General features: G+C 70.6%; 9 protein-coding genes. 3 read left to right on the forward strand and 6 right to left on the reverse strand.

Translation table 11 applies throughout. From position 1 onward, the window contains the following. Nucleotides 1–11: 11 nt before the first annotated feature. The 5 genes from ABD331_RS23025 to ABD331_RS23045 are packed head-to-tail and all read right to left on the reverse strand — an operon-like array spanning nt 12 to nt 6,785. Nucleotides 12–1,262, reverse strand: a complete 1,251-nt coding sequence (locus ABD331_RS23025; RefSeq protein ID WP_344478048.1) for a NosD domain-containing protein — start codon at nt 1,260–1,262, stop codon at nt 12–14. 58 nt (nt 1,263–1,320) lie between these two features. Beyond that, nucleotides 1,321–3,099 (reverse strand): glycoside hydrolase family 13 protein, encoded by a 1,779-nt coding sequence (locus ABD331_RS23030; RefSeq protein ID WP_344478051.1) that lies wholly within the window; start codon nt 3,097–3,099, stop codon nt 1,321–1,323. A 5-nt stretch (nt 3,100–3,104) separates the two neighbouring features. After that, entirely contained in the window at nt 3,105–3,938 is an 834-nt protein-coding gene (locus ABD331_RS23035; protein ID WP_344478312.1) for a sugar ABC transporter permease, read from the reverse strand. 2 nt (nt 3,939–3,940) lie between these two features. After that, nucleotides 3,941–5,509 carry an ABC transporter permease subunit gene (locus ABD331_RS23040; protein WP_344478053.1) on the reverse strand — a complete coding sequence of 523 codons (1,569 nt, stop codon included), beginning with the start codon at nt 5,507–5,509 and terminating at the stop codon, nt 3,941–3,943. Between the two features lie 4 nt (nt 5,510–5,513). Further along, on the reverse strand, nt 5,514–6,785 hold the full coding sequence (locus ABD331_RS23045; protein WP_344478055.1) for a sugar ABC transporter substrate-binding protein: 1,272 nt from the start codon (nt 6,783–6,785) through the stop codon (nt 5,514–5,516). A gap of 285 nt (nt 6,786–7,070) precedes the next feature. Between ABD331_RS23045 and ABD331_RS23050 the strand changes: the two genes are divergently transcribed. From ABD331_RS23050 to ABD331_RS23060, 3 genes are all read left to right on the forward strand, one after another. Beyond that, nucleotides 7,071–8,564, forward strand: coding sequence for a glycoside hydrolase family 13 protein (locus tag ABD331_RS23050; RefSeq protein ID WP_344478057.1), 1,494 nt, complete (start codon nt 7,071–7,073; stop codon nt 8,562–8,564). Nucleotides 8,565–8,643: 79 nt separating this feature from the next. Next, nucleotides 8,644–9,993: a sensor histidine kinase gene (locus ABD331_RS23055; protein WP_344478059.1), complete on the forward strand. Its 1,350-nt coding sequence runs from the start codon at nt 8,644–8,646 to the stop codon at nt 9,991–9,993. Between the two features lie 33 nt (nt 9,994–10,026). Continuing rightward, nucleotides 10,027–10,845: an SAM-dependent methyltransferase gene (locus tag ABD331_RS23060; RefSeq protein WP_344478061.1), complete on the forward strand. Its 819-nt coding sequence runs from the start codon at nt 10,027–10,029 to the stop codon at nt 10,843–10,845. Nucleotides 10,846–10,906: 61 nt separating this feature from the next. Here the strand turns inward: ABD331_RS23060 and ABD331_RS23065 are convergent, their stop codons facing one another. Continuing rightward, nucleotides 10,907–12,253 (reverse strand): cation:dicarboxylate symporter family transporter, encoded by a 1,347-nt coding sequence (locus ABD331_RS23065; RefSeq protein ID WP_344478064.1) that lies wholly within the window; start codon nt 12,251–12,253, stop codon nt 10,907–10,909. Nucleotides 12,254–12,331: the final 78 nt, after the last annotated feature.

A 12,331-nucleotide genomic window follows, 5' to 3' on the forward strand; every position in this document is an offset into this window, starting at 1 on the left:
CTAGGGCGCGCTCAGTGCTGGTAGGCGCCGGAGTCCAGCGGACCGGCGAGCGGCTTGCCCTTGATGTCCTTGCCGAACGCCTTGCCGCCGTACCACTTCGGCGTCAGCGCGACTGCGCGCCCGAGCGCCGGGGAGCCCGGCCGCAGCCGCAGGTCGGTCTTGGAGACGAACTTCGGGTCGGCCATCACGGACTTCGGCCCGAGCTTGAATCTGGCCGTGCGCCCCTGGTAGACGCTGCCGTCCTCGTCGGCGCCCGCGCCGTCCTCCCAGCCGGACTCGCCGCCGACCACGATGACGTTGTTGCGCAGCTTCAGTATCGACGGGGAGCAGCCGTCGTGGCAGGACCAGCCGACGGTGTCCCTGGCCGGGAGGTAGACGGAGTTGTGCACGGCGATCGTGCCCTTGACCGGGCCGACGATGTGCCGGGAGCCGCGGGTGATGAGGAAGGAGCCGCGGCTGCGGGAGGAGGTGACGACGTTGAAGGCGAACACGTTGCCGGTGGCGGTCTTGCCCTTCTGGGCGCCCAGTTCGGTGAACGTCTCGTTGTTCCTGGAGATGTTGTGAGTGACCCGGTTGCGGTCGCCGTTGAAGATCTCGACGGCGGCCCCGTCGGTGCCGTAGTCGGCGCTCCTGGCGAAGCTGCCGCTGATGGTGTTGCCGGTGACCACGTTGTCGTCGCCGTTGAGGAGCACGCCGAACGCGCCGGAGTCGTTGTCGCCGCCCTCGTCGTTGACGCTCATCCGGTCGTTGCCGGTCAGGACGCTGTCGCGGATGGTGTTGCGCGAGCCGGAGGGCGTGACGAAGACGCCGGCGATGTTGCGGTCGGCCTTCACCCCGCTCAGCTCGTTGTTGTCGCCGTCGAGCTGGAAGCCGGCCCAGCGGCAGTTGGAGGCGTGCAGGCCGCTGATCGCCCAGTGGTTCCCCTTGACGACGACGCAGTCCTCCTCGCTGCCGCTGATCTTGGCGAGCGCGCCGCTGCCGTACGCCTTGACGGTGATGGGCTTGGCGGCGGTGCCGCTGGCCTCCAGCGTGAGCGGCCCGGCGAAGCTGCCGCCGCGTTTGACGGCGACGGTGTCGCCGGGCTTCAGCTCGGCCGCGGCCAGCTTCTCCAGGGACTTCCACGCGGTGCTCGCGCTGGTGCCCGCGGCGGCGTCGTCACCGGCTCGGGAGTCCACGTAGTAGGTGGTGCCCGCGGCGGCGAGGGCGGCGGACGGCAGGCCAGGCAGGAGCGAGGCCACGACGGCCACGGACAGCAACCTCATACGGGCACACCACTATCTAGTTGGGACGGGAGCGTCAGCAGAGGACACCGTAGCGTGATCAGCGTGACAGGCGCCACACTCTCAGCGCAGGTCCCTCCCCCGGGATGACGTCGCCGTCCTCGGCGTTGTGGAGGCCGGTGGCGTGCGCGCCGATGGCGAGCGGCTCGCCGGGCGCGCGGCGCGCGGAGACCAGGATCGTCTCCTCGTACGTCTCGCGCGCGAACACCAGGCAGTCGGCGTCGGCGTGCAGCCAGCGCAGGCCGCCGTGACGCAGGGCGGGCTCGGCCCTGCGCAGCCCGAACAGGTCGCGGTAGCCGGCCAGCGTGCCGAGGTCCTGGTCGGCGGGCCGGTTCCAGGGCATCGGGGTGCGGGAGTGCTCGCCGTTGACGCCGGTCAGGCCGTACTCGCTGCCGGCGAACACCATGGGCGTGCCGGGCAGCGTGGCCTGGAGGCCGGCGGCGAGCAGGTGGCGCTCGCGGGAGCCGGTCACGGTGCGTACGCGGGGCGTGTCGTGGGAGTCGAGGAGCTGCCAGGAGTGCGTGAACGAGCGCCACGACATCTGCGAGGCGAACGAGCGGAACCCGGCCAGCGCGGCGACGCCGTCGCGCCGCGGCACGCCGCCCGGCACGCCGAGGAAGTGCTCCAGGTCGCAGTCGGGGCCGCGCAGCCAGGCCCAGACGGGGCGGGTGAAGCCGCCGTAGTTCATGGTGCCCTGCCAGCCGTCGCGGTCGAGGTCGCGGGTGGCGTCGTGGTTGTGCTCGGCGATGAAGGCGTAGTCGGGGCCGACCTCGGCGCGCAGCAGGGCGGCGGCCTCGGCGGCGTAGTCGTCGGCGCCGCGCCTGCCGGTCATGTTGGCCACGTCCACGCGCCAGCCGTCGAACGGGCCGAGCCACTTCTTCAGCACCGCCGTCATGCCGGCGCGCACCAGGTCGCTGCCCCAGTTGAGCTTGGGCAGCGTCTTGAAGCCCCACCAGGCCTCGTAGTCGCCGGTCACCGGGTCGAAGTAGAACATCTCCCGTTCTGGCGCGTTCACGTCGGAGACGGCCGCGGTGAACCATTCGTGCGTGTCGCCGGTGTGGTTGGTGGTGATGTCGCCGAGCAGCCGCATGCCGCGCGCGTGCAGCGCGCCCGACAGGCGGTGCAGCGCCTCGTCGCCGCCGAGCAGCGGGTCCACGTGCTCGAACGTGGAGGCGTTGTAGCGGTGGTTGGAGCGGGCCGGGAAGATCGGGGTGAGGTAGACGGTGTCGGCGCCGAGGCTCTGGATGTGGTCAAGCCGCCCGGCGATGCCGTCGAGGTCGCCGCCGTAGAACTGCTCGGCGGTGCCGGGGCCCGCCGGGATCACCGGGTCGCGGTCCCAGTCGCGCGGCAGCGCCCAATCGGGCAGCTCGCTGACGGGGTGCGAGCGGTCGAAGCGGTCGGGGAAGATCTGGTAGACGATCGCGTCCGACATCCACTCGGGCGGGGCCTGGTGGCAGACGAGGCGGAAGTCGCCGGCGTCGGTGAGGTCGTGCGCGGCGAGCCCGGCCGCGGTCAGCCACCGCTGCCCGCCCGTGGTGTGCAGCAGGAAGCGGTACGGGGTGACGGGGTTGACCGCGGTGATCTCGGCCCGCCACCAGACGTCGCTCGCGCCGTACCCGCCGGCGTTGCCGCGGTTGTCCGCCGCGGCCTCGTAGTAGCGCGGCTCGCCGTCGTGCACCGCGCGCACGTGCACGGCGGTGACGCCGGCGGCCAGCGGCGCGCGCAGCCACAGCGTGACGCGCGCGCCGAGCTCGGGCCGCTGGTCGGAGACATACAGAGCCGAGCCGTCATGATGCGGCTCCCCCAGGAATCGCAGCACTGCACCTATCCCTTGACTGCTCCGGCGGTCAGGCCGGAGACGATGTACTTCTGCAACCAGAGGAACACACCGACCGTGGGAACGGCGGTAATGAGCGTGCCGGCGGCGAACATGCCGAAGTTGGCGTTGCGGTGGTCGCCGGCGATCATGCCGAACATGCCGACGGCGAGGGTCTTGCTGCCGGTGTCGCGCAGGAACACGTTGGCCATCAGGAACTCGCTCATGATGCCGATGAACGCCAGCAGCGCGGTGACCGCGAGGATCGGCGTGACCAGCGGCATGATGACCCGCCAGAAGATCTGGGCGTGCGTGGCGCCGTCCACGGTGGCGGCCTCGTCCAGCTCCTTGGGTACGGTGTCGAGGAAGCCCTTCATCAGCCAGGTGTTCACGCCGAGCGCGCCGCCGAGGTAGAGCAGCAGCAGCCCCCACACGGTGTTGAAGCCGAAGGCGGGGTACAGCTCGGTCACCTCGGTGAAGATCATGAAGATCGTCACGATGGCCAGGAACTGCGGGAACATCTGGATGAGCAGCAGCGCCATCATGCCGACGCGGCGGCCGGCGAAGCGCATGCGGCTGAAGGCGTACGCGGCGAACATCGACAGCAGCAGGCTCGCGAACGACGACACCAGCGCGATGAACACCGAGTTGAAGAACCACCGCCCGAACGGGTAGGTGTCGGAGGTCAGCAGGTTGGCGAAGTTGTTCAGGCTCGCGCCGGTGGGCAGCAGCTCGGTGGAGGCCAGCGTGCCCATCGGGTTGATCGCGGCCGAGACCACGAACAGGATCGGGAACACCGCGAACGCGCACACGACGAGCACGAAGACGTGCCGGAGCGTCATCCTCACGCGTAGACCTCCTCCTGCTTGCGGGTGCGGCGGAACGCCACGGCCGAGATGACGGCCACGATGGCGAAGATGAACACCGAGATGGCCGCCGCGAAGCCGAACTGCGCGCCGCCCGCGCCGAACGCCAGCCTGAAGGTGTAGGTGATGAGCAGGTCGGTGCCGCCCACCTGCGGGCTGTCGGCGGGGAACGGGCCGCCGTCGGTGGTCAGCGCGATGGCGTTGTAGTTGTTGAAGTTGAACGCGAACGCGGAGATCAGCAGCGGCGTGAGCGCGACGAGCAGCAGCGGCAGCGTCACCCGGCGGAACGCCTTGAACGGCGTGGCCCCGTCGATGGAGGCGGCCTCGGTCAGCTCGCGCGGGATGGCCTGCAGCGCGCCGGTGGTGACGAGGAACATGTACGGGAAGCCGAGCCAGATGTTGACCAGGATGACGCCGAGCCTGGCGGTGCCCGTCTGGCCGAGCCAGTCGATCTCGGCGCCGAGGAGCTGGTTGATCAGGCCGAAGTCACGGTTGAACATGTCGCGCCAGACCAGCAGCATGGCGAAGGCGGGCATCGCGTACGGCAGGATCAGCACGATCCGGTAGAACCTGGTGCCGCGCATGCGCGGGTGGTGCAGCGCGAGCGCGACGCCCATGCCGAGCGTGAAGCAGCCGATCACGGAGGCCAGCGCGAACAGCAGGTTCCAGCCCAGGACCCCCGCGAAGTGGCCGGAGATGGTGGGGTTGGTCAGCACCCGGGCGAAGTTGTCCAGGCCGACGTTGACCTGCCAGCCCTGCGCCAGGTGCTCGCCCCTGGCGTTGACGAAGTAGCCCTGGCTCTCGTCGGCCGTCCAGGTGTCGCCGTTGCCGCGCACGCAGTCGCAGGCGGCGTCGTAGACCAGGGCGGCCTTGCCCTCGACGGCGCGGCTGAGCCCGTTGGCCTTGATCACGCCGCCGGCGGTCGGCACGGCCAGCGCGGTGATCTCCTGGCCGCGCGCGGCGGCCTCGGGCGCCTTGAGCACGGTCAGGCCGGGTGCGGCGAGCACCTTGCCGGTGACGCCGACCTGGGCGCCGGTGAGCGGGGACAGCCCGTCGGGGGTGCCCAGCGAGACCTGCTTGGTCGCCGGGTCCACCAGCAGGAACACCAGCTCCTCGCCGCGCAGCGCGACGGACAGGGTGTACTCGGGCGAGCCGGGCGCCTGGCGGACGGAGCCGGTCTCGATGGCGGTGACGGCGGCGGCCTTGTCGCCGCGGTGCCCGTCGCCGAAGTTGGTGAACGCCGTGGTCACCGTGTAGACCACGGGGAACACCTGAAAGGCGACGAGGAAGACGGTGCCGGGCACGAGGTACTTGGCCGGGATGTGCCGCCGGGTCAGGTAGAGCCAGGCGATGACCGCGCTCACGGCGGCGAGCAGCCCGAGCGCGACCCACGACCCGGTGGCGACCAGCGGCGGCACGGCGTAGAGCAGGATCGCGGCCGCCACGGCGAGCACCGCGATCCTGCTCACCACGAACGCCGTGGTGGTCTCCCGGCGGAACCGCTCCCGCACCTCGGCGGGAGCGGCCTGACGCACGTCGAGAGCCATGTCGTCAGTTCTTGAGCGAGCCGTCGATGGCCTTCTGCGCCGCCGTGGCGGCCTTGGCCGCGTCGGCGCCCTTGACCACGGCGTTCTCGGCGATGCCGAACGGCTCCCAGATGGCGGCCATCTCGGGGATGGCGGGCATCGGCATGCCGTCCTTGCCGGCGTCGAGGAACTTGACGGCGTCGGGGTCGCTGGCCTTGACCTCCTCCAGCGCGGCGGTCAGCGCCGGGGGACGCGGGTCGGCGTCGTAGAGCGCCTTGGCGACGTCCTTGTTGGTCACGTAGTTGGCGACGAACTCCTGGGCCAGGGCCTTGTTCTTGCCCTTGGACGCGACGAAGAAGCTCTGCACGCCGACGAACGGGGTGGCGGGCTTGCCGTCCTTGAACGCGGGGACGGCGCTGATGTCGTACTTGACGCCGGCCTTCTTGACCTCGGCGGTGGCCCAGGGGCCGGAGACGAGGTAGGCGCACTTGCCGCCGGCGAAGTTGACGATGTAGTTCTCGTTGGTCAGCGAGGTGCGCAGCGCGCCGTCGCCCTTCTCGCCGAGCTCCTTGAGCTTGCCGAACGCCTTGATCGAGTCGTCGGAGCCGAGCAGCACCTGCTTGGGGTCGGGGTCGCCGGAGGCGGTGGTGCCGAACAGCGCGCCGCCGCCGGAGGCGAAGATCGGGTAGACGTGGAAGGCGTCGCCCTTCTGGCCGACGGGGATGCAGAGCACCTCCTTGACCTTGCCGGCCTCCTTCAGCTCCTTGCCCTTGGCGATCATGTCCTCGATGGTGGCGGGCGCGTCGGGGGCGAGGTCGGTGTTGCGGATCAGGGCGATGTTCTCCAGCGCGTACGGGGCTCCGTAGATCTGCCCGTTGAACGTCACGGCCTGGATGGCCTTGGGGGCGAACGACGCCTTCTGCTCCTCGGTGAGGGTGACCGGGTCGATGGCGCCGTTCTGCACCAGGTTGCCGATCCAGTCGTGCGCGCCGATCACGATGTCCGGGCCGCTGCCCTGCTGGGAGGCGGTCAGGAAGGTCATCTGGTTGTCCTTGCTGATCTCCTTCACCTCGACGGTCACGCCGTTCTCGGTGCCGAACTGCTCGGCGAAGGGCTGCAGCGGCTTGACCCGCAGCGGGTCGGCCCAGATCACGAGCGTGCCGCCGGCGGCGGCCGCCGAGGCCGGGGCGGACGTGCCCGGCGCCGCCGCGGGCTCAGCCGACGGGGAACTACCGCACGCTGTCGCGGCGAACGCCAGGGTCGCGAGTGCTGCCACTCCCAGAGCCCGCATGCGCATGGAGGACCTCCTGAGGTCACCGGGGAAACGGGGGCGCCAACAGGCGCCGCCGCCGGGTAAGAAAGCTTGAACGTTTCCGGGACGTTAGCGGCTCTTTGCAAGAATTGGAAGAACTTGCGAAAGAGCGTTACCTGATCCACATCGGGCTCACCCCGTCTGACCTCGCGTCCGAGCGTCCGTGTCCTGAAGGACGCGGTCCGCAACTTTCCGAAACTTGCGCTTGACCGTTCGCGGGTGATCGCGACATCGTTGACCGGAACATCACCGCCCGGGGGAAGGACAACCATGCTCGGCAACGACGACTGGTGGCGTGACGCCGTCGTTTACCAGGTGTACCCGCGCAGCTTCGCCGACGCGAACGGCGACGGCATGGGCGACCTGGAAGGCGTCCGTCAGCACCTGGGGTACCTCTCCCGGCTCGGCGTGGACGCCATCTGGCTCAGCCCCTTCTACACCTCCCCCATGGCGGACGGCGGCTACGACGTGGCCGACTACCGCGACGTGGACCCGATGTTCGGCACGCTCGCCGACTTCGACGCGCTCATCAACGAGGCGCACGACCTGGGCATCAGGGTCATCGTCGACCTGGTGCCGAACCACTCCTCCGACCAGCACGCCTGGTTCAAGGCCGGGCTGCGCGACCGGTACGTCTTCCGCGACAAGCCCAACGACTGGGAGTCCATCTTCGGCGGTCCCGCGTGGACGCAGGTCGAGGACGGGCAGTGGTACCTGCACCTGTTCGCCCCCGAGCAGCCGGACCTCAACTGGGACAACCCCGAGGTGCGCGCCGAGTTCCGCGACATTTTGCGCTTCTGGCTCGACCGGGGCGTGGACGGCTTCCGCGTGGACGTCGCGCACGGCATGATCAAGGCCGACGGGCTGCCGGACGTGGGCCAGAAGGACGGCCCGCAGGCCGAGATGCTCGGCGACGAGCAGGTGCCGTACTTCGACCAGGACGGCGTGCACGACATCTACCGCGAGTGGCGGCCGATCCTCGACTCCTACCCCGGCGGGCGCATGGCGGTGGCCGAGGCGTGGGTGTCCTCGCCCGAGCGGCTGGCCCGCTACGTGGGGCCCGACGAGCTGCACCAGGCGTTCAACTTCGAGTTCATGATGGCGGACTTCCACGCCAAGTCGTTCCGTACCGTCATCGACAAGTCGCTGCGGGAGGCCGACCTGGTCGGCGCGCCCACCACCTGGGTGCTGTCCAACCACGACAAGCCGCGCCACGTCACCCGGCACGGCAGCCTGGCGCGCGCCCGCGCGGCCACCCTGCTCATGCTGGCCCTGCCCGGCTCGGCCTACCTCTACAACGGCGAGGAGCTGGGCCTGCCCGAGGTGCTCGACCTGCCGGACGAGCTGCGCCAGGACCCCGCGTTCCTGCGCAGGGGCGAGAGCCGCGACGGCTGCCGGGTGCCGCTGCCCTGGACGGCCGGCGGCGACCTCGGCTGGCGCGACCCGTGGCTGCCGATCCCGCCCGAGTGGGCGGAGCTGTCGGCCGAGGCCCAGGAGGACGACCCCGGCTCGACGCTGAACCTGTACCGGGCCGCGCTGAAGCTGCGCAAGCAGCACCCGGCGCTCGGCGGCGGCACGCTGGCGTGGCTCGACTCGCCCAAGGACGTGCTGATCATCGAGCGTGACCCGGGGCTGGTCGTGGTGCTCAACACCGGCGAGGAGCCGGTGCGCCTCGACCTGGGCGGCGAGGTGCTGCTGGCGAGCGGCCCGCTGCCCGCCGACGGCACGATCCCGCCGGACACCACGGTGTGGCTCCAGCGCTGACTTCCCGAACCTGACGGATTGGCGAAACCTTTCCCCTTACGGGGCAATTGTCAATGGTCACGCTCGGTAGCCTCGTGGGATGGCACCCTGGTGGGCCAGGTCCCTGCGCGGACGCGTCACCCTCATCGCGACGGCCGTAGCCGCCCTCGTGCTCATCCCCGTGGGCATCGCCGGGGTGCTGGTGACCAGGTCGGTGATCACCGCCGGGGTGTTCAGCGAGACCAGGGACACCGCCGAGCGGATCGCCTACGAGATGCGCGGCGGCGCCCTGCCCATGGGCTCCGCCATCCCGGTGCCGCATCCCGCCGTGGATTTGATCCAGATCGTCGGCGCCAACGGGCACATCCTGGCCACCAGCGACGCCTCCAGGAACCTGCCGCCGCTCAGCGACGTCCGCCCGACCGTCAAGAACCGGGTCGTCAGCACCACGAGCTGCCTGCCGACCGAGTGCGTGCACCTGACGGCGGTGCGGGTCAGCATGTTCGCCGACTCCCCCGTCGTCTACGCGGGCCGCAGCTCGCCCGAGGTGCTGTCCAGCAGGACGCTGGAGGTCATCGTGTTCGGGGAGGTCGCCCTGCTCATCGGGGTGACGGCGTGGGCGACGTGGCTGGTCACCGGCCGGGCGCTGCGGCCCGTCGCGACCATGCGGGCCGAGCTGGACGCCGTGCACGCCGGCGACCTCAGCAGCCGCGTCACCCAGCCGCCGGGCGACGACGAGGTGGCCCAGCTCGCCCACTCCGTCAACGGCACCCTGGCCCGCCTGGAGCGCTCCGCCGAGCAGCAGCGCCAGTTCGCCTCCGACGCCTCCCACGAGCTGCGCACCCCGATCGCCGGGCTGCGCGCCCAGCTCGAGAGCGCCCAGCTCTACCCGGAGGACACCGACGTGCAGGCGCTGGTGCGCAGCGCGCTGCGCGACACCGACCGGCTGGAGGCCATCATCACCGACCTGCTGCTGCTGGCCAGGATCGGCTCCCGGGTGGACGTCGTGAAGGAGCGCGTCGACCTGGCCGACCTGGTGCGCAAGGAGCTGGCCGTGCGCAGCGACAAGCTGCCCGTACGGGTGGAGCTGGCCGACGGGGTGGTGGTCGAGGCCGTCCGGCTGCAACTGGCCAGGGTGCTGACGAACCTGCTGGACAACGCCCAGCGGCACGCCGAGCACGCCGTCAGAGTGACCGTCGCGAGGCAGGAGCCGGGCACGGCGGTGCTGGCCGTCGAGAACGACGGCGTGGAGATCGCCGAGTGCGACCGCGAGCGCATCTTCGAGCGCTTCACCCGCCTGGACGCCGCCCGCAGCCGCGACGCGGGTGGCACCGGCCTCGGCCTGGCCATCGCCCGCGACGTGGCCATGGCGCACCGGGGCGAGATCCGGGTGGAGGACTGCGCGGGCGGCGCCCGTTTCGTTCTGCGGCTTCCGATGGCGTTCGAGTAGATTTCCACCGCGCCGGTCGTGGATCATGGATTCATGACGGAACAGGCGCCGCAGGGCGTGAACCCCCACATCCCCAACGCGGCGCGGATGTATGACTACTTCCTCGGCGGCAAGGACAACTTCAAGGCCGACCGGGACCTCGGCGACATGGTGCTGAGCGTGATGCCGGAGGTGCGCGACGGCACGAGGGAGAACCGCGCGCTGATCGGCCGGGTCGTGAAATACCTGTGCGAGCAGGGCGTCACGCAGTTCCTCGACCTGGGCTCGGGGCTGCCCGCCCAGGAGAACGTGCACGAGGTGGCGCTGCGCCACGCCCCCGAGGCCCGGGTGGTGTACGTGGACAACGACCCCGTCGTGGCCACGCACGGCAGGGCGCTGCTGGCCGACCCGAACCGGGTGGCGATGGTGCTGGGCGACTGCCGCAGGCCCGAGGAGATCCTGTCCGACCCCGAGGTGCGCGCGCTGATCGACTTCGACCGGCCGGTGGCCGTGCTGATGATGTTCGTCCTGCACTTCATCACCGAGCAGGACGAGCCGCAGCGGTTCATGGCCGCCTACCGCGACGCGCTCGCGCCCGGCAGCTACCTGGCCATCTCGCACGTCACCAACGACGTGGCCACGGAGCGGGCGGCGCAGGTCTCCGACTTCTACCGCAAGGCCAACGCCGACTTCACGCCGCGCTCCGGCAAGGAGATCGGGGCCTTCTTCGGCGACTTCGAGCTCATCCCGCCCGGCCTGGCCACGGGGCTGCCCGCGCACCAGGTCTGGCCGTTCCACGACCCGCTCAACCCGGTCTTCGTGGACGAGGAGCTGGCGCGGATGGCGTACGCGGGGATCGGCCGCAAGCCGTAACGCACGGAAACCCGGAAACGGCGGGGAGGCGCCTCAGGCACTCCCCGCCGTCAGCCGGACGCTAGGCCGGGGACATCTCCTTGGCGGGCTCGTCCCGCCCGTCCTGCCCGTCCCGCGCTTCCGCGTCGTCGTCGTCCAGCAGGGTGGCCTCGTCGAACGGCGCCTGCCCCGCCAGCACCCGCTCCGCGCGCTCCCGGTCGAACTCCCCGGTCCACGTGCCGACGAGCACGGTCGCCACGGCGTTGCCCGCGAAGTTGGTCAGCGCGCGGGCCTCGGACATGAAGCGGTCGATGCCCACGATGAGGCCCACCCCGTCCACCAGCTCGGGCCGGTGCGCCTGCAGCCCGCCGGCCAGCGTGGCCAGGCCCGCCCCCGTGACGCCCGCCGCGCCCTTGGACGCGATCATCATGAACAGCAGCAGCGCGATCTGCTCCCCGAACTCCAGCGGCGACCCGGTGGCCGTGGCGATGAACAGCGTGGCCATGGTCAGGTAGATCGCGGTGCCGTCGAGGTTGAAGGAGTAGCCGGTCGGCACGGTGATGCCGGCCACGGTCTTGCTGACGCCCAGGTGCTCCATCTTGGCGATGAGCCGCGGCAGGGCGGTCTCCGACGACGACGTGGACAGGATCAGCAGGAACTCGCGGCCCAGGTAGCGCAGCAGCGACCACAGGTTGATCCTGGCCACCAGCCACAGGATCGCGCCCAGCACCACGCCGACGAACAGCACGCACGTCACGTAGAAGGCGATCATGATGATGGCCAGGCTCTTGAGCGCCTCGATGCCGGTCGCGCCCACGACGGCCGCGATCGCGCCGAACGCGCCCACCGGCGCCGCCCACATGATCATGGCGAGGATGCGGAACACCAGCCGCTGGAAGTGCTCCACGCCGCGCAGGATCGGCGCGCCCTTGGGGCCCATGGCCTGCAGCGCGAAGCCGGTGAGCAGCGCCACCAGCAGCGCCTGCAGCACCGAGCCGTCGGTGAGCGCCGACACGACCGTCTCGGGGATGATGCCGAGCAGGAAGTCCACGGTGCTGGCGTCCGCGCCCTTGGCCGCCTCCGCCTCGGCGGCCTGCCTGGCGGTGTCGGTGAGCTGCAGGCCGGAGCCCGGGTCGATGACGTTGCCCACGACCAGGCCGATGACCAGGGCGACCGTGGACATGACGATGAAGTAGCCGAGGGCGAGGCCGCCGACCTTGCCGACCTGGGCGGCCTGGCGTACGGAGCCGATGCCGAGCACGATCGTGCAGAAGATGATGGGGCCGATCACCATCTGGATCAGCGCCACGAAGCCGGTGCCGAGGGGTTTGAGCTCCTTGCCCACGTCCGGCCAGATGAAGCCGACCAGGATCCCGAGCAGGACCGCCACGATGACGGCCAGGTACAGGTAACGGGTGCGATCGCGCATAGGGGGGTTCTCTCCGGCGTTTTGAGGGACCTTCTCGATGTGCGACTATGCGCCTCACGAGTGACGCAGGTCACCATT

Source organism: Nonomuraea monospora (genome assembly GCF_039531895.1).
Taxonomy (GTDB): domain Bacteria; phylum Actinomycetota; class Actinomycetes; order Streptosporangiales; family Streptosporangiaceae; genus Nonomuraea; species Nonomuraea monospora.

Bases quoted from the DNA above. Each gene is read 5' to 3' on its own strand.
- ABD331_RS23025 (WP_344478048.1), bottom strand. From the start codon at position 1,262: ATGAGGTTGCTGTCCGTGGCCGTCGTGGCCTCGCTCCTGCCTGGCCTG.
- ABD331_RS23035 (WP_344478312.1), bottom strand. From the start codon at position 3,938: ATGACGCTCCGGCACGTCTTCGTGCTCGTCGTGTGCGCGTTCGCGGTG.
- ABD331_RS23040 (WP_344478053.1), bottom strand. From the start codon at position 5,509: ATGGCTCTCGACGTGCGTCAGGCCGCTCCCGCCGAGGTGCGGGAGCGG.
- ABD331_RS23045 (WP_344478055.1), bottom strand. From the start codon at position 6,785: ATGCGCATGCGGGCTCTGGGAGTGGCAGCACTCGCGACCCTGGCGTTC.
- ABD331_RS23050 (WP_344478057.1), top strand. From the start codon at position 7,071: ATGCTCGGCAACGACGACTGGTGGCGTGACGCCGTCGTTTACCAGGTG.
- ABD331_RS23055 (WP_344478059.1), top strand. From the start codon at position 8,644: ATGGCACCCTGGTGGGCCAGGTCCCTGCGCGGACGCGTCACCCTCATC.
- ABD331_RS23060 (WP_344478061.1), top strand. From the start codon at position 10,027: ATGACGGAACAGGCGCCGCAGGGCGTGAACCCCCACATCCCCAACGCG.
- ABD331_RS23065 (WP_344478064.1), bottom strand. From the start codon at position 12,253: ATGCGCGATCGCACCCGTTACCTGTACCTGGCCGTCATCGTGGCGGTC.